Raw genomic sequence first — 16,574 nt, 5'->3', positions numbered from 1 at the left:
CCCATGACCGCCAATGCCATACCGCTGGAACGGCTCGACGCCGATGTGATCGAGGACAGCATCTACCGCAAGGTGAGCTGGCGCATCGTGCCGTTGTTCATCTGTTGTTTCCTGTTCGCCTACCTTGACCGGGTCAACATCAGCTTCGCCAAGCTGCAGATGGCCAGCGACCTGGGTTTCAGCGAAACAGTCTACGGCTTGGGCGCCAGTCTGTTTTTCGTCGGCTATTTCCTTTTCGAAGTCCCCAGCAACGTTCTGCTGCACAGGATCGGCGCGCGCATCTGGATCGCGCGGATCATGGTGTCCTGGGGCATTGCGTCGGCGTGCATGATGTTCGTGCAGACCGAGTTCTGGTTCTACACCCTGCGTTTTCTGATCGGTGTGATGGAAGCGGGGTTCGTCCCCGGCGTGCTGTATTTCTTCACCCAGTGGTACCCGAGCTCACGCCGCGCGCGGGTCAATTCCTACTTCAAAAGCTCCATCCCCTTGTGCGGCATCGTCGGCGGTCCGATTGCCGGGCTGATCCTGGGACACTTCGACGGCGTGATGGGCATGGCGGGCTGGCGCTGGCTGTTTCTGCTCGAAGGCATTCCTTCGGTGCTGCTGGGCGTCGTGGTGTTCTGGCTGGTCAAGGACCGTATCGAGGACGCCACCTGGCTCACCGCCGAGGAGAAAAACGTGGTGCTTGCGCGCATGGCCAAAGAAAGCGCGCCAGCAACGCCGCAGAAGGTCAAAGACATCTGGAAGCACCCGACCACCTACGTCATGTCGGCGATCTATCTGTGCCTGGTCATGGCCCTGACCGGTCTGCTGTTCTGGATGCCGCAACTGATCAAGAGCGCGGGCGTGACCGACACCATAAACATCGGTTTGCTGACGGTGATTCCGTATGTGGGCGCCGTGATCGGCAACTTGTTGATCGGTGCCAGTTCCGACCGTCACAGTGAACGTCGCTGGCACATGGCGAGCTGCGCGACGCTGACCGCCGGCGGTTATCTGGTTTGTGCGCTGTTTCCAGGCCAGCTGCTGCCGCTGATGATCGGCATGACCATCATCATGACCGGCATCGTGGCCTGGATGCCGATCTTCTGGACCATTCCGCCGCGGTTTTTGAGTGGCATCGCTGCGGCGGCCGGCATCGCCCTGATCAACTCGCTGGGCCAATTGGGCGGCATCATTGCGCCGTTCATGGTCGGGCGCATCAAAGACCTGACCGGCACCGCAACCCCGGCGCTGTTCGCGTTGTTTGCCGTGAGTGTGCTGGCGATCGCTCTGATTGTCTGGGGCATTCCGAAGCGTTATTACGCGAAAGAAGCGGTGCAGGATTGATCACCGCATCGGCCTGAACCCGGCATCACGGGTTCAGGCTGAACGCTCGCGCACGATGAGGGCGCACGCCGCGGGGGCATCTTTTGGCCTATCATTCGCCCTTTCACCTACGCGAATCACTGCCATGACCTCATCATCAGACACCCTGCGCTCAGCGCTGCAAACCGCACTGACCTCCCACAGCATGCTGGAAATCGACGGCCTGCATGCCTTCGAGTTCTCACTCGACGAAATGCTGCAGATCGAAAGCATGGATGGCCGCGAGCGCAAGGTCTGGCGGTTTTCTCTGGCGCAGATCGACGCCGCCGCGTTCGACGAAGCGCTGCAAAGCTGGGTCATCAACGATGGCAATGCCGATCATCGCATCGTGGTGCTCAATGCCTTTGCCGCCAGTGACGAGGATGAGGAAGACGAGCAGGACTGATGCCCTCCGGCAGGCGCGTGGCAAGTCAGGCTCCTGCCGTATTCTTGCTCGGCAACTACTGCGCGTAAAACGCTGTCATAGCCCTGATTCTTGCGCTGACCGCGCGCCAACAACTCCAACAAGAGATCGCCCCGATGACGCCCAGATTATTGCCCTTGCTGGTGCTTGCCAGCAGCCTTTCCGCCCTTTCCGTTCAGGCCAGAACCATGACTGACTACGACGTGCTGGTGGGTGCCTACACCGCCGGCGCCAGCGAAGGCATCTACCGCTTCGGCTTCAACACCCAGACCGGTCAGCTCGACGCCAAGCCGCGTCAGGTGGTCAAAAGCGAAAACCCGTCCTGGCTGACCCTCAGTCCGGACCAGCGCCATCTGTTCGCGGTCAATGAAAATGGCCCCGGCCAGACTGACGTGGTAGGCAAGGTGAGCAGCTTCTCCATCGACCCGAAAAGCCATGCGGTCTCGTTCATCAATCAGATCGAAAGCAAAGGCGAGGAGCCGACCCACTCCAATCTGAGCCTGGACGGTCGCTTCCTGTTCGTCGCCAACTACGCCGTGCATCCCGATCCGGGCGGCTCGCTCGCCGTGGTACCGGTCGGCAAGGACGGCAAGCTTGGCCCTGTCGCGCAGACCGCGACGCACGAGGCCAGCAAAGTCAATCCGGAACGCCAGGCTTCGTCCCACGTGCATTCGGCTGTCCCGACGCCGGACGGCAAGTATCTGATTGCCATGGATCTGGGCGCCGACAAGATGTTCGTCTTCAACTACGACGGCAAAAAGTCTCAGCCGCTGCAACCGGCCAAAACCCCGTCCGTTGACCTACCACCCGGCAGCGGCCCGCGCCATCTGCTGTTCAGCAAGGACGGCAAGCACGCCTGGCTGACCATGGAAATGAGCGCGCAAGTGGCTGTGTTCGATTACCACGATGGCGCCTTCAAGCGGACTCAGCTGGTCGATCTGGCGAACAAGGACGGCCAGCAATACCGCGCCGCCGGTGGCTTGCACACCTCGCCTGACGGCAAGTTCCTCTACGTCGCCAACCGTGGCGAGGTCAACGAGCTGCTGGTCTTCAGCATCGACTCGGGCAATGGCCAACTGAAGGAAATCCAGCGCCGTTCGGTCGAGGGCAAGGAGCCGCGTGAGTTCAGCTTCGACCCCAGCGGGCATTTCGTGCTGATTGCCAACCAGAAAAGCAACCAGATCGTGACCGTCCGGGTTGACGCCAAAACGGGTCTTCTGGGTGACACCGTGCAGAAAGTCGACTTCGATTCACCTTCCGATTTCCGCTTCCTGACCCGCTGACGGGTAACAAGTGACACGTTGACGCAGGCTCCAGCCCTTGAAAATCAAGGGCTGGAGCCATGTATTAATTGAAGTGATAAGGGCTAGTGCCAGAAAAGATTTTTTCTGAAAGCGACTCGGGCGTAACTTTCATTCCACGGCCACGACGGTCAAGACTTGAAACGAAACATCGACACCGAGGTACACGCCATGAACTTCAATATCTTCTCCATCATCGCCGCGTCCGCCATCTCCGCTACTGTTGCATTGCCTGCCAGTGCCAGTGTTGAAGTGACCGACAAAAAAATCAGCTCGACCCAGAGCTACACTCCGAAGTACCTGCAACAAAGCGCCAACTTCTACGCCGCTCTGGATCACAAGACCCAGCAATGACAAGCACGTTTGATGAAAGTCCTGTTCGATGTAAATCCATTCCCCGTTAAAGACGTACACGATACCGGGGAATGGATTTGTAAGAACGCGCCACCGATCAGTAAAACAGCTTTGCAGTAACACGAACGCTTTCGCGAGCAAATTCGCTTGAACAGGTTGATGCGACCCACTGACCATTGCGTGTCAGGCCATGTGTCAAATGTAGGCGAGCTTGCTCGCGAAAGCGTTGAATTCCCTCCCTTTGGTCCCCGTTCGCTGAATAAGCAACGGGGATTTTTTTTGCCCGGATTTAACGTGCGTCAAGCGTGCGCGAATGCGAAGCGGGTATCCAGAACAAGTGCATGGCACCGCAAAAAGATCAGGCATATTAGATGAGGTGACGGCGGAATCTATCGGCCTGATTAACTTCGCATATCATTAACCGAATCGATCTTTTGAATCGCTGTACATCGTTTTTCAATAATGAGCCATTCAAGCATTCTGGGCGCCTGAAACAGACATATCCCGGAGCTACTGACATGGCCACTGCCGTCCTTCATTCACTTAAACAAGGCGCTTATACCGCCATCGCTTTGTATGTTGTATTCATCGCAGTGGTCACCATCACCAGCATGAACCCACAACTGAAGGCACCTTCATCGGTGTCGGCACCGACTGCCCTCGTTGAACTTGATCGCGCGTCTCTCCAGACCCAGGCGCGTGCGTCGTGAAAGGGGCGAACTTCTGGGTGATCGTGTTCTTTGCCCTGATCAACAACGGTTGCTCGTTACTGGGCCACGGCGAAGGATCGGTGGGCGGCGTGGCGCGCAGCATGGAGTTCAAGACCGAAGTGGCCGAGGCGATCGAAATGCAGCGGGCGCAGAAATTGAATGCCGGCAACCCACCGCCACGGCATGGCGAGCTGTTCTCTCCGATTTTCGAATGGGCGGTCGTTTAGCAATCAGCGCTTGTGCATCGCGTTGATGAACAGCTCCGACGCGAGAAACCGCTGCAGCCAGGCTTGCAGGCGAGGGTAGGGGCTCTGCCAGAACCAGTCAGGGTCGACGAAGCAGAATTGGCGCACGAACGGCGCCAGCGCCACATCGGCGAGCGACAGATGAGCGGCGACGAGATAGTCGCGGCTGGCCAGCAGTGACTCCAGCCTGCGCAGAAATGCCTCACCGCGCTGGCGGTACTCTTCCTGCGTGAATTCGGGATAACGGACTGCGTATTTGTAGCGATCAAGGTCAGCCTTGAAGCTGTTGTCGTTCTCGTCGATCAGCTCGGCGATCAGTTGGCGGGCGCCTGGATCATTTGCCAGCAACCAGTCAGACGGATCATTCGCAGCCAGCGCCCAATGCATGATGTCCAGGCTTTGCTCCAGCACCCGATCGTGCAGGACCAACACCGGCACCGTGCCTTTGGGCGAACGCTCGAGCATCTGCGCAGGCTTGGCTTTCAGGCTGACCTCGACCAACTCGACCTCGCACCCCGCGTAACCCACCGCCATGCGAGCACGCATGGCGTATGGGCAACGACGGAACGAGTACAGCGTCGGCGTCACCGGCTCAGAGGAGGGCAACGGCGTGTGCTCAGTCTTGTTTCACTTCGCCGGAATCGGCGATGACGACTTTCTTGCTGGTGCGACCGGATTGCGAACCCAGTGCTTCGATGGCTTTGACGACGTCCATGCCTTCGACGACTTCACCGAATACCACGTGTTTGCCGTCCAGCCAGCTGGTGACGACGGTGGTGATGAAGAACTGGCTGCCGTTGGTGTTCGGGCCAGCGTTGGCCATCGACAACAGGCCTGGCTTGGTGTGTTTGAGGGTGAAGTTTTCGTCGGCGAACTTGTTGCCGTAAATCGATTTGCCGCCGGTGCCGTTGTGGTTGGTGAAGTCGCCACCCTGAAGCATGAAGTCATTGATCACGCGGTGGAACGAAGACCCTTTATAACCGAAGCCTTGCTCGCCGGTGCACAGCTGGCGGAAGTTTTCAGCGGTTTTAGGCACCACGTCGTCATTCAGTTCCATGACAATGCGGCCCAATGGCTCGTCATTGGCGGTGATGTCGAAAAATACTTTGGAATTGGCCACGTGTATTACCTTCTATCAAATTCAGCGCGACAACCGCGCAGTGGGTATAGGGTTGCACAGAAACATCAGTTTACCTGTCCGTGCATCAAAAAAATCGATCAACCGTTGCTGACCTCGACGGTGCTCAGGCCATTGCCTTGACGGCGGACCTGGATCTGCACCGGTATGCGTTCATGCATTTCTTGAACGTGAGAAATCACACCGACCTTGCGCCCCTGGGCCTGCAGGCCATCGAGTGCGTCCATCGCCAGTTGCAGGGACTCGGGATCGAGGCTGCCGAACCCCTCGTCGATGAACAGCGATTCGATCCGCAAGGTGCTCGACGCCATCGAGGCCAGGCCCAGCGCCAGCGCCAGTGACACCAGGAAGGTTTCCCCACCGGACAGCGAATGCACCGAGCGCAGTTCATCGCCCATTTCCGTGTCCATCACCAGCAGGCCAAGCATGCTGCCACCGCGTTTCAGGCGATAGCGACGCACCAGTTGCCGAAGCTGGGCATTGGCATGGTGCACCAGCAGATCGAGGTTATACGCTTGAGCGATCTTGCGGAATTTGTCGCCCTCGGCCGAACCGATCAGCGTCGCCAGCCGCGCCCAGCGCAGATACTCGTCGTGGGCGGCCTTGATACGCGCCTGCAGTTCGCTGTTGGCTGCGCGACGACGATCATCCTCACTGATCCGCGCGCGCAGGTCGGCGCACAGTTGATCGTGACTGGCCGCCTGGACCTGCGCGTCGGCGAGGGCGGCCAGCAACTGCCCCGCGTCCGCTGCATCACTGTGCTGCGCCTGATGTTGCTGCAGCTGGGCGTCGCGTTCCTGCAGCAGAACCCTGGCCTGTTCCAGCGCTTTTTCACTGAGTTGCAACTGCTGGCGAAGCTGACTGACGCTGTCGTCGCTCAAGCCAAGCAACGCCTCGAGCGCCGCGTCGTCCAGTTCGTTGTGGTTGCTGCGCCACTCGGCGATCTGCCGATCGAGGTCGGCGCATTCCTGCTCAAGACCTTGCAGGCGCTGGCGCTCGCCATCGAGTTCGGCGGTCAGCCGGATCAACTCGCTGCGCGCCTGTTGCAAGGCGTCTGCCGTTGAGGTCTGGGCCTGTCGGGCCTGCTCGACCGCCTGCTCGAGCGACTGCTGCCAGCGGTCGGGACTGGCATGTTCGCCGAGCAATTCGGCGAGGCGCCGTTCAACCGCGAGCTGCTGTTGCTGGCTGGCGGCCAGGCGTTCTTGCAGGGTCTGGTGCTCTTGTTGACGCGCTTGCTGAGCGACCCGCTCGCGCTCGATTTTCTGCGCGCGCTCGTTGTGTTCCTGTTGCTCATCGCGCTGCTGATCGAGCTGTTGCCTGCGCAGCGCGATGTCGTTGTCCAGTTGCACGAAGCTGTCGGTGGCCGACGCTCGCCACGGCGTCAGGCTCTCCGCCGGCAGCAGCGGTTCGAACTCCTGCAGCGCCGCTTCGAAAGCCTGATTGTCCAGCGAGATATTGCGCTGCTGGTCATCCAGCAGCTTCATCGCCTGCTGGCTCGCCTCGCGCGCTTGCTGAACCTGCTGCTGAAGCGACTCGGCGTCGCGCTGGACTTTTAGCAAGCGCGTCTGGCGCTGTTCGGCGCTGAGGATTTCCTGCGCCAATACATGCAGGCGCTCGCTCAGCCAGTCACCGCGCAAGTGTTCAGGCTGTTCCTGCAGGCGCGAGTACAGCGCGTGCGCCTCCAGCTCCGGGCGCAGTGTCTGCAGCTGTTCGCTGAGTTGATCCTGTTGCGGTTTGCTCTGCTTGAGCTGGTTGTTCAGCTCGGCCACTTCGGCGCGCAGTTCGGCCAGTTTTTCACTGAGCTGACCCACTTTCTGCCGGGCGCCGGCCTCTTCGTTGTCGTCATGACCTGACAGCGCCTCCAGCAGCTCGGCAGACTGATGATACGGATGCTCTTCACTGCCACAGACAGGGCAGGGTTGCTGATCGAGCAGCTGCGCACGCAACTGCTCGACGCTGGCGCTGCGTGCCAGACGCTGACGTTGCAGCAGTTGGAGGGTGAGCGTGAGCGCCTGCTCGGCGGCTTCATGCTCGCCCTTCAATTGAAGGCCCTGAGCAATGCTCTGTGCCCGTCGCTCGGTGGCGTGCTGCTGTTGCGTCTGCACCTGCTGCAACCGGCTGGCGACCTCCTGATGCCGCTGCCACAGGCGTTCGAGCGCATCGCTGGCGCTGTGTTGCTGACGATTGTCGTGCAGCGACTGCGTCAGACGCTCGACTTCCTGGCTCACGGCGTCGGCCTTGACCTGGGCTTCGTCGAACAGCGTTTGCAACGCCGTGCGACGCTCGCTCAGGGTCTGCTCGGCCAGCGCATAACCCGCCTCCAGTTGCGGCAGTTCATCGCGGCCCTGCTTGAGTCGCGCGCTCAGTTGCACGATCTGTTGCAGGCGCGGCCGGTAGGCGCTCCACGACTCGCTCAGCGCCGACAGTGAAGCGCTCTGTTCCAACTGCGCGGCAATCGACTGCAAGCGCGCTTCGACCTGTCGCTGTTGTTCGACCCACTGATCGAGGGCGATCTGTCCTTCGGTGCTCGCCTGTTCGGCCCGTTGCGCCTGCTCACCGGCTTGCTGCAGATCCTGGTTCAGATGATTGAGCCGGGCCTGCTGTTCAAACGCTTCGTTCAGGCCGGGCCTGGCGTTGTGCAGATATTCCTGCGTCTGTTGCAGCGCGGCCTGGGCGTCGGCCAGCTGCGTTTCCAGATCGCTGAGACTGTTTTGACGCTGCGCCTGTTGTTGTGCGTGCTCGCCAATGCGTGCGGCAAGCGGGGTGATCTGGCCGTCGAGTTTCGTGCGCTGGCCGAACAGATGCCGCTGTGGCGCCAGGCGCTCGAGTTGGCCCAGGCGCTGGCGTTCAGCGGCCTGCGCGTCCCACGTCTGCTGGGCGCTGGCCAATTGTTCGCTCGCCGCCAGATGGCTGTCGCGCAGGCGATTCAATTCAGTGAGCCATTGCTGTTTGAGCTCCAGCTGGCGCAACTGCCCCTGATGCAGCGTGAGTTGCTGCTTGGCGTCATTGAATTGCTGTTCCAGCTCGACGCGTTGCTCATCCTCCAGCGGCGTCAGATTACCGGCCTGAGCATTAAGGGTTTTCAGGGATTCTTCGGCCTCTTTGCTCTTGCTGTAGGCGCGTCGCCCCAACTGGCTGTAGATCGCCGTGTCAGTGAGCTTTTCCAGCAGCTCGCTGCGTTCTTTGTCGTCCGCTTTCAAAAACGCGCTGAATTCGCTCTGCGCCAGCATGACCGCGCGGGTGAACTGCTCGAAGTTCAGGCCCAGGCGCGCTTCGAGGAGGTTTTTGTACTCGGTCTTGTTCTGGCTGCTGAGAATCTGTTCGCTGTCCAGATCGGTCAGCGTCTGACGACTGGCCTGAAGTTTTTTGCTGGCATTGTCGCGGGCGCGGTTGGTTTCCCAACGGGCGCGATAACGACGCTTGTCGACGCCGACGAAATCGACTTCGGCATAACCGCTGCCCGTGCCGCGACGCAGCAGATTACGCGGATCGTTTGTGCTGATGTCGCCGTCGATTTCCGGCACTTTCGACTGGCCGACATTGTTCAGGCGCGGGATCGCACCGAACAATGCCAGGCACAACGCATCGAGCAGCGTACTTTTGCCTGCGCCGGTCGGACCGGTGATCGCGAACAGGCCGGCGCTGGCCAGCGGCTCGCCGGTGAAATCCAGCTCGAACGGGCCTGCCAGCGAGGCGAGGTTTTTCAGACGGATCGCGAGAATTTTCATGGTTGTTCGCTCTCCAGCTGGACGTCTTGCAGCAAGGTGGCAAAGTCTTGCAGGGTCTGCTCGTCGACTTCGCTGCCGTAGCTGTCCAGCCAGGCACGACTGAACAACTCCTGCGGGGTGAGCTGATCCAGCTCGATCAGGTCTTGCTCGCCGTCTTCATCGCGAGCGCCTTTGCCCGCGTATTCCGCCGCGATGCGCACCAGTCGCACCGCCTTGCCCTCAAGCGCCGACTCGACCTGATTGCGTAGATCCGGCTGCGGCTCATCCAGGCGTACACGCACCTCAAGCCAGGGTTGACGATCAACGTCGGCAAGCAGATCGATGTCAGGCATCTCTTTGAGTTGCAGCAGCAACTCGGCCAGTGGCGCGGGGCCCACGCGTTGCAGATTGACGGCACGTGGGATCAGCAGCGGCGTGACGCTGGTGAGCGTGTCGCCCTCGCAGTCGATTTCGAGTATCTGGTGGCGGTAGCCGATTTCCGAGAACGACAGGGGAATCGGCGAACCGCTGTAGCGAATGCGATCTTCACCGTTGACCTTTTGGGGCTTGTGCAGATGACCCAATGCAACGTACGTGATGCTGTCGCCGAACAGGCTGGCAGGCAGGGCTTCTGCGTTGCCGATGATCAGGCTGCGTTCCGAATCCTCCGACACCGACCCGCCAGCCATGTGCGCGTGGCTGATGGCGATCAACGCCTGGCCCCGTTTGCGCTTCTGGTTGGCCGCCGCGATCAGCATTTCGTGAACCTGACCGATGCCGCGCAGGTAGTTGTCGCCCAGGGTCGGACCGGTCACCTCGGCAGGACGCAGGAACGGCAGCGCCAGGCACCAGCCGAGCACTTTGCCTTTGGCGTTGGTCAGCGGCAGCAACAGGCGGTCGACGTCGAGCACGCCGTCGTCGAGCCAGAGCACGCGGCCGAGGGCGTGGGTGCGCAGACGACGCATCAGCGGCGCAGGCAGCTCGATCCGCGAGCCGGAGTCATGGTTGCCGGCGATCATCACGATGGTCAGTTGAGGGTTTTGCTCGTGGGCGCTGACGATGAAATCATACAGACGCTCCTGAGCTTTGACCGGCGGGTTGACGGTGTCGAAGATATCGCCCGCGATCAACAGCACGTCCGGCTTGCGTTCGACCAGCCGTGCCAGCAGCCAGCCGAGAAAGCTGGCGTGTTCAAAATCTCGCTCCTGACCGTGAAGGTTCTGGCCCAGATGCCAGTCGGAGGTGTGAAACAGACGCATTGGAATACCTTGGTTCGAATAGGTTTACGTAGGCGAGTCCGGCGCTGATCCCTGCGCGAGCGAGCGGGTGGGCGAGGCTTCGGTGCGGACGGCAGCCGTTCGGCGTTTGCCCGCCAAGGCGTCGAGGCGTTCGCGCTCGCAGGTCATGACTCAACCTGATGAATCGACGATGAATTGTCGATGAAAATCATTTTGGATAAAGCGGCGGCAAACTGTCGGCGCCATTGGGATCTTGCGGTTTTTCCACAGCGGGCAGCGCTTTCACCGCCCGCCACAGGTCTTCGCCCAGCCAAAGTTTGCCGGTTTCACTGTAAAGGGCGCCATTGAGACCATCCAGTGCGTCGGACAGCGGCACGAAGCGTGCGGCCATATCGGCCAGTGTCTCAGGTTGCTGGCGCGCCCAGGCATCCAGCGCCTGGCGCGTCGCGTGGGGATCATTGGCCAGGCTGGCGCGTTTGAGGTCGTCAAGCACCGTGCGCGGACTCGGTCCGGCCTGCGCGACCCGGGTCAGCGCAGGCTGCCAGCGTGCTCGCCACCAAAGGCCGAAGCCCAGCAGCGTGGTGAAACTGAGCAGCACCGTGCTCAGTTGCCACGGCCAGATCGGGGCGCCGTTGAGCGCGCCGCCGTTGTCGCTGACCGGCATGTCCACCGCCAGCGCCGGATTGGTGCTGACCTGCAACGTGCGGGCGGGCAGGGCACTGTGTTCCAGATGGTCTTCCTGGGTGTTCCACCAGACCAGATCCACCGCCGGGATGTCGATGGCGCCTGGCCGGTTCGGCACCAGTGCTTCACGCTCCTCGCGCATCCCGGTCAGGCCGCGTTCGCCGGCCTGATTGCTCAGTTGCGGCTGATCGGGATAGCGCCGCAGCGCGCTCACTTCCGTGGCCGGCAACGGCGGCAGTTGCGCGCTGGACAGGCCTTGGGCCTTGAGCTGCAAGGTGCGGGTCAGGGAGTCGCCGATCTGGCTGTGCGCCGGATCCGGGCTCCAGTTCTCGCTGAGGCTGATGCTGCGCGCCGGCAACCAGGGCGTGTTCGCCGGGTAGTTGGCTGGCTGCGGCTTGACCTTCAGGGTCATGGGCAGCGAGGTGACGCGCATCAGGCGTCCGGGCTTTGGAGCACCGGCGATGGCGCCGGGCGGTATCGCTGCAGCGGCGCCGGCGTCCGGCGTGTCTTGCACCAGCGTCGCACTGAATTCCTGGGCCGGAATGACGAGGTCGCCGCTCTGCTGTGGGTAGAGTGCGTAGCGCATTTCGATCACGCCGTGGCGAATGCCGTTGATCTGTTTTTCATAGGTGCGGGTGTCGCCAAGCTTCTCGATTCGGGCATCCGGCACCTGCAAAGGCGTGAGGTTGCTGTCGTCGAACAACGACACCGAATGATAAATCCGCACGGTCAGCAGCGCCTGCGCCTGCACGTACACGGTGTCCTGGTCAAGGCTCGCTTCCATGAACACCGGGTCGAGCTTCTGTTGTTCACCTTTGGCCGACGGCTCGACCTCCACCACCTGCAGCGTGATGGGCTGGCTGGTCATCTCGCCGAGTTTCAGTGATGGAATCTCGATCGAGCCACTGTGTTTCGGCATCAGTGTAATCAGCCAGCGCGTGGTGGCGTGCACGTTGCCTTCCAACGTTGTCAGGCTATTGAGCTGGCGCGTGTCGCGCACCTCGAAATCAGCCTCCAGCGCGCTCATGTCGGGTTTGCCGAACACCGTCGCGTCGTCGGTTTCCAGCGTCAGCTCCACGGTCTCGCCGGTGTTGACACGCGTGCGGTCGACGCTCGACAACAGCGCCGAAGCCGGGGTGTCGGCCTGCGCCACGACGGCCAACAGGCACAGCCACCAGGCAATTAGCAACGTGTGCACTCGACTCATCGGGTCTTTTCCTGATGCTGCTGTTGTTCGTACCAGAATTTCCGCCGCAGCAGTTCGCCCGGCTCGTCCGGAATCTGCCGCAACCACTGTTCGAGCGCCTGTTTCTGTTCGCCGTTGATCTGGCTGTCGGCAGGTTTTCCGGGCGCCTGCGTCAGCTCATCTGCATCCGGTCCCGAGCCTGTCGCTTGCGCCCCTGTGGCCATGTCCTGCGAGCGTTGGGCATCATCGTCCTCGTCGCCGCTCGGCTGGGTTTGCGGGTTCGATGACTGTTGCTCGGCGTTGCCGGAGCGAGGATTGTCGCTGTTCTCGTCGCCCTGCGCTTTATTGCGCTCGGTTTCCTGTGACGCGGCCTGCCGTTGCTCTTCCAGCATCTGCTGAACCAGCGCCTTGTTGGCAGCCGCGGCGGGGAAGTCCGCCTGCCGCTCCAGCGCCTGTTCATAAGCATCCACTGCCGCTTCGAGTTCGCCACTTTGCGCCAGCGCGTTGCCGCGATTGTAGTGGTCGGCGGCGCTGTTGCCTTTGGCGAAACGCTCGGCGGCGCCTGCATAGTCGCCCGCCTGATACAGCGCCACGCCTTGCCATTGCTGATCTTCGAAGTGTTTCGCCGCCTCGCCGGGACGATGCCGCTCCAGCCAATGCTGACCCTGTTGGTCGGGTCGGCGCCACAGATCCTGAACCTCGAACGCGTAGCTGTGCTGGGGCATCATCAGCAGCAGCGGCAGGCAAAACAGCCAGCCGCGTCGACCCGCGCAGGCCGCCAGCAAGAGCAGAGGCAGCAACAGCCAGTACCCCTGATCTGCCCAGCTGTCGAGCTGCAGGGTCTGACCTTCGCCGAGCAGACCTTTGGGGCCATCGAGCAGACCCAGTTCATTGAGGTCGTCGCTGTCCAGACGCAACTGGCTGTAGCGCCCACCCGATGCTTCGGCGAAATCGTTGAGAATCGGGCTGTCCAGCCGCGGCACGAGAATTCCGCCCTGAGCGTCCTTCAGAAAGCCGCCTTTTTCCTGAGTGACCGGCGCGCCCTCGGCGGTCCCGACGCCCAGCATCAGCAAGGGCGGCGCGTGGTTGCCCATTGCCTGACGAATGCCCTCGCGTTCTGTCTCGCTGAGCGACGAACCGATCCACAATAATCGGCCTTGCCCCAGCGCGCCTTGCTTGAGCAGATCCAGTGCCTTGCGCACCGCAAGATCCGCCCGCTGACCTGGCTCGGGCATGATCGACGGTTTGATCGCATCGAGCAGGTTCTTGCTGGTTGCCAGATCGTCGGACAGCGGCACGAGCGTATGCGCACTGCCGGCATACACGATGATCGCGGTCTGCGCATCAGGGCGGGCCTGCAGCAGGTCCAGCAGTTTGCGTCGCGCCTGTTCCAGACGCGAGGGAGGACTGTCGGCAGCAAGCATTTCCGGGGTCAGCTCAAGCATGACCACCAACGGGTCGACCGGCTTCTGACTGGTCTGCTCCACACGCTGCCAACTGGGCCCGAGCAAGGCAAGCAAGGTCAGCAGCCAGCCACAACCGAGGGCGATCCACGGCAGTTTGCTTTCACGCCCACTACCACCGCTGAGCAACACCGAATGGAAGGCGCTGGGCAGAATCATCTGCCAGCGGCCGACGCGCTTTTGCCGGTTCCACAGTCGCCAAAGCAGCCAGCCCAGCAAAGGCAGCACGATCAGCCAGCCGGGGCGCAGCCAGTGAGGCCAGAGGACCAGCACGGACGTGATCATCGGTGCCTCCGCAGACGCTTGAAGCGCTGGCGCCACGTCGTGCCCTGAATGAGCACCGGTTGCCGGGCGAGGAGTCGGGAGAGCGGGTTGTTCGGCCAGCGTTCCTGGATGACCAGCAACACGCTCAACACCAGTGCCATCGACAGCGGCCAGTGATAAAGCGCTAACGCGGGGCGCGCCCGGGTCGGCTGTTGCGCGACAGGCTCCAGGGTGTCGAGCGCCTTGCCGATCCGTGCCAGTTGCACGCCATCCCGCGCCCTGAAGTACTGCCCGCCGCTGATTGCCGCGATTTCACGCAGCGCCGGTTCATCCAGGTCCAGGCTCGGATTGAGCCCCAGAATGCTGGTCGCGCCTTTGTCCGGATCGGCGCCGATGCCGATCGGGTAGATCTTCACGCCTTCACTGGCCGCCAGGCGCGCGGCGGTGGCCGGGTCGATCTGGCCCGCATTGTTGGCGCCGTCGGTCACCAGAATCAGCACCCGGCTTTGCGCCGGACGCAGGCGCAGACGCTTCAGGGCCAGGCCGATGGCGTCGCCAATGGCAGTGTTCTTGCCCGCAATGCCGATCCGCGCTTCGTCCAGCCAGACGCGAACGGTCCTGCGGTCGAAGGTCAGGGGCGCCTGCAAGTACGCCTGACTGCCGAACAGGATCAGGCCGACGCGGTCGCCCCGGCGGTGCTCGAGAAAATCGCCGAGCAACATCTTGACCAGCGTCAGACGACTGACTTCGTCGTTCTGCCAGACCATGTCCGGATAATCCATCGACCCCGAAACGTCCACGGCAACCAGCAGGTCACGACCGCTGGCCGCGACCGGTAACGGCTCGCCGAGCCATTGAGGGCGAGCGGCGGCGACCAGCAGCAACAGCCACAGCGTGACGAAGGGCAGCTGCCGTCGCCAGCCCGGCAGATGAGCCCGGGCACGGCGACCGGCCAGGCCTTCGAGTTCGTTCAGGAAGCTGACTTTCAACGCTGCTTCGCCGCTGTCTGCCGGCGGCAACACGAAGCGCAGCAGCCATGGCAGCGGCAGCAGGACGAAGGCCCACGGCCAGGCGAACTCAAACATGCTTGCGAATCCATGTCTCGACCGATTGGGTCAGGCCGTTGATGGCTTTGTCGTCAAGCTTGCATTCGGGCTTGTAGGCGCCTTCGACCAGGATCATCCAGCGCGTGAGGCCCGCCGCCGGGCAGCGGTTATCCAGAAACGCCAGCCACTTGCGGCCGTTGAGCGTGTGGCTCTGGCTGTACGGGTAGTGGTTGCGGCACAGGCGTTTGAGCAGGCCGTTGATTTGCTGCAGCCAGGCACCGGCAGGGGCGCCGTCATAGGGTTTGGGCATCTGCGAAAGCTCGATCAGCGCGGCCTGACGCAAGGGATCGAGCGGCTGTTCGGCGTTTTCGTCAGCAGCTCTTTTGGGCAGCCAAACGCGTGCCCGCCACAACCCGTAGCCCAACACCGGCAACAGGACCAGCAGCAGCCACCAGCCTGGAGCGGGCGGCCAGAAACCCACTGGCTCCGGGAGGATCAGCGGTTGCAGTTGGTCCAGCGAACTCATGTTTGTTTCACCGGCTGTTCGCCTGTGAGGTACTCGCGCAGCTGTTCGACCATTTCACGCTGCGTGCTCAGCGGCATCAACAGCACGCGCAGTTTCTTTGCCAACAGCTCCCAGCGCGCCTGACGCGCCTCGCCCTGAGCCCGATAGGCCTGACGCAGATCCGGATTGAGCGTGTCCAGCTCCAGTTGTGCGCCTCGGTCGGCGAAGCGCAACAGGCCCGCGGCAGGGAGGGCGTGGTCGAGCGGGTCGGAAAGCGGCAGCAGCAACAGATCGCAATGCCGGGACAGCAGCGCCAACTGTTGTTCAGCCGAGTCGGACAGGGCACGTTCGTCACACAGAATGATGACCAGACTGCCCGGGCGCAGCACTTCCCGGGCGCGGCGCAGGGCGACGCCGAACGTGTCGCGATCGGCCACTGCTTCGGTGTGCAGCGACTGATTGACCCGCACCAGCCGGTTGAGCAGCTGCAACAGGCTCTGCTTGCTGCGCCGTGGCTTGATTTCGTAGTGCTGGTTGTCGCCGAACACGAGGCCGCCGACCCGGTCGTTGTGGCCCAGCGCGGCCCAACCCACCAGCGCCGCGGCCTGCGCGGCCAGCACCGACTTGAACATCAGCCCCGAGCCGAAGAACAGCCGCCGGCTCTGTTCGACCATGATGAAGATGGGTCGCTCACGCTCCTCGTGAAACAGTTTGGTGTGCGGCTCCTGCGTCCGGGCCGTGACCCGCCAGTCGATGGTCCTGACGTCATCGCCCGCCTGATAGACGCGCACCTGATCAAAATCGACGCCTCGGCCGCGCAGCTTGGAATGATGCAGTCCGATCAGCGGGCTGCGCTGGCTCGGTGTTGAAAACAGCTGCACTTCGCGCACCCGATGACGCATCTCGATCAGCTCGGCGAGGCTGATGCGGATGCCCGGTTGGGAGATCAGGTAGGGTTGCAT

General features: G+C 62.0%; 15 protein-coding genes. 6 read left to right on the top strand and 9 right to left on the bottom strand.

The features are described 5' to 3' along the window. The first annotated feature begins 3 nt into the window (after window positions 1–3). The 6 genes from QRN36_RS22160 (at window position 4) to QRN36_RS22135 (ending at window position 4,363) form a co-directional block, all read left to right on the top strand. Window positions 4–1,329, top strand: a complete 1,326-nt coding sequence (locus QRN36_RS22160; RefSeq protein WP_285426031.1) for an MFS transporter — start codon at window positions 4–6, stop codon at window positions 1,327–1,329. Window positions 1,330–1,453: 124 nt separating this feature from the next. Then, complete coding sequence (locus QRN36_RS22155; protein WP_285426030.1) at window positions 1,454–1,753, top strand: DUF5629 family protein; 300 nt, start codon at window positions 1,454–1,456, stop codon at window positions 1,751–1,753. Between the two features lie 134 nt (window positions 1,754–1,887). Then, window positions 1,888–3,054: a lactonase family protein gene (locus QRN36_RS22150; RefSeq protein ID WP_285426029.1), complete on the top strand. Its 1,167-nt coding sequence runs from the start codon at window positions 1,888–1,890 to the stop codon at window positions 3,052–3,054. 189 nt (window positions 3,055–3,243) lie between these two features. Beyond that, on the top strand, window positions 3,244–3,426 hold the full coding sequence (locus QRN36_RS22145; RefSeq protein ID WP_062390227.1) for a hypothetical protein: 183 nt from the start codon (window positions 3,244–3,246) through the stop codon (window positions 3,424–3,426). Window positions 3,427–3,944: 518 nt separating this feature from the next. Next, entirely contained in the window at window positions 3,945–4,136 is a 192-nt protein-coding gene (locus tag QRN36_RS22140; protein ID WP_285426028.1) for a hypothetical protein, read from the top strand. Continuing rightward, window positions 4,133–4,363, top strand: a complete 231-nt coding sequence (locus QRN36_RS22135; RefSeq protein ID WP_093464064.1) for a hypothetical protein — start codon at window positions 4,133–4,135, stop codon at window positions 4,361–4,363. Before QRN36_RS22140 ends, QRN36_RS22135 begins: the two co-directional genes overlap by 4 nt. Window positions 4,364–4,366: 3 nt before the next feature. Here the strand turns inward: QRN36_RS22135 and QRN36_RS22130 are convergent, their stop codons facing one another. The 9 genes from QRN36_RS22130 to QRN36_RS22090 form a co-directional block, all read right to left on the bottom strand. Beyond that, a complete protein-coding gene (locus tag QRN36_RS22130) occupies window positions 4,367–4,987 on the bottom strand; it encodes a glutathione S-transferase (RefSeq protein WP_285426027.1) in 621 nt (206 codons plus the stop codon). Between the two features lie 10 nt (window positions 4,988–4,997). Next, window positions 4,998–5,501, bottom strand: a complete 504-nt coding sequence (locus QRN36_RS22125) for a peptidylprolyl isomerase (RefSeq protein ID WP_285426026.1) — start codon at window positions 5,499–5,501, stop codon at window positions 4,998–5,000. 98 nt (window positions 5,502–5,599) lie between these two features. Further along, a complete protein-coding gene (locus QRN36_RS22120) occupies window positions 5,600–9,247 on the bottom strand; it encodes an AAA family ATPase (protein ID WP_285426025.1) in 3,648 nt (1,215 codons plus the stop codon). Further along, window positions 9,244–10,485, bottom strand: coding sequence for an exonuclease SbcCD subunit D C-terminal domain-containing protein (locus tag QRN36_RS22115; protein ID WP_285426024.1), 1,242 nt, complete (start codon window positions 10,483–10,485; stop codon window positions 9,244–9,246). Before QRN36_RS22115 ends, QRN36_RS22120 begins: the two co-directional genes overlap by 4 nt. A 187-nt stretch (window positions 10,486–10,672) precedes the next feature. After that, on the bottom strand, window positions 10,673–12,355 hold the full coding sequence (locus QRN36_RS22110) for a BatD family protein (RefSeq protein WP_285426023.1): 1,683 nt from the start codon (window positions 12,353–12,355) through the stop codon (window positions 10,673–10,675). After that, on the bottom strand, window positions 12,352–14,070 hold the full coding sequence (locus QRN36_RS22105; RefSeq protein WP_285426044.1) for a VWA domain-containing protein: 1,719 nt from the start codon (window positions 14,068–14,070) through the stop codon (window positions 12,352–12,354). The genes QRN36_RS22110 and QRN36_RS22105 overlap by 4 nt, the downstream gene beginning before the upstream one ends. Window positions 14,071–14,078: 8 nt before the next feature. Beyond that, window positions 14,079–15,146 carry a VWA domain-containing protein gene (locus tag QRN36_RS22100; protein WP_285426022.1) on the bottom strand — a complete coding sequence of 356 codons (1,068 nt, stop codon included), beginning with the start codon at window positions 15,144–15,146 and terminating at the stop codon, window positions 14,079–14,081. Beyond that, on the bottom strand, window positions 15,139–15,633 hold the full coding sequence (locus tag QRN36_RS22095; protein WP_093464081.1) for a DUF4381 domain-containing protein: 495 nt from the start codon (window positions 15,631–15,633) through the stop codon (window positions 15,139–15,141). Before QRN36_RS22095 ends, QRN36_RS22100 begins: the two co-directional genes overlap by 8 nt. After that, the gene (locus tag QRN36_RS22090) at window positions 15,630–16,574 is read right to left on the bottom strand and encodes a DUF58 domain-containing protein (RefSeq protein WP_285426021.1); all 945 of its coding nucleotides are present in this window, start codon (window positions 16,572–16,574) and stop codon (window positions 15,630–15,632) included. The genes QRN36_RS22095 and QRN36_RS22090 overlap by 4 nt, the downstream gene beginning before the upstream one ends.

The organism is Pseudomonas sp. efr-133-TYG-103a, assembly GCF_030209235.1.
Lineage (GTDB): Bacteria > Pseudomonadota > Gammaproteobacteria > Pseudomonadales > Pseudomonadaceae > Aquipseudomonas.
Note: the sequence above shows the minus strand (reverse complement) of the source record. Positions and strands in the feature narration are given on the sequence as shown.

Excerpts from the sequence above, each read along its gene's own strand:
- QRN36_RS22160 (WP_285426031.1), top strand. The coding sequence starts at position 4 with ATGACCGCCAATGCCATACCGCTGGAACGGCTCGACGCCGATGTGATC.
- QRN36_RS22155 (WP_285426030.1), top strand. The coding sequence starts at position 1,454 with ATGACCTCATCATCAGACACCCTGCGCTCAGCGCTGCAAACCGCACTG.
- QRN36_RS22150 (WP_285426029.1), top strand. The coding sequence starts at position 1,888 with ATGACGCCCAGATTATTGCCCTTGCTGGTGCTTGCCAGCAGCCTTTCC.
- QRN36_RS22145 (WP_062390227.1), top strand. The coding sequence starts at position 3,244 with ATGAACTTCAATATCTTCTCCATCATCGCCGCGTCCGCCATCTCCGCT.
- QRN36_RS22140 (WP_285426028.1), top strand. The coding sequence starts at position 3,945 with ATGGCCACTGCCGTCCTTCATTCACTTAAACAAGGCGCTTATACCGCC.
- QRN36_RS22120 (WP_285426025.1), bottom strand. The coding sequence starts at position 9,247 with ATGAAAATTCTCGCGATCCGTCTGAAAAACCTCGCCTCGCTGGCAGGC.
- QRN36_RS22115 (WP_285426024.1), bottom strand. The coding sequence starts at position 10,485 with ATGCGTCTGTTTCACACCTCCGACTGGCATCTGGGCCAGAACCTTCAC.
- QRN36_RS22110 (WP_285426023.1), bottom strand. The coding sequence starts at position 12,355 with ATGAGTCGAGTGCACACGTTGCTAATTGCCTGGTGGCTGTGCCTGTTG.
- QRN36_RS22100 (WP_285426022.1), bottom strand. The coding sequence starts at position 15,146 with ATGTTTGAGTTCGCCTGGCCGTGGGCCTTCGTCCTGCTGCCGCTGCCA.
- QRN36_RS22095 (WP_093464081.1), bottom strand. The coding sequence starts at position 15,633 with ATGAGTTCGCTGGACCAACTGCAACCGCTGATCCTCCCGGAGCCAGTG.
- QRN36_RS22090 (WP_285426021.1), bottom strand. The coding sequence starts at position 16,574 with ATGCAACCCTACCTGATCTCCCAACCGGGCATCCGCATCAGCCTCGCC.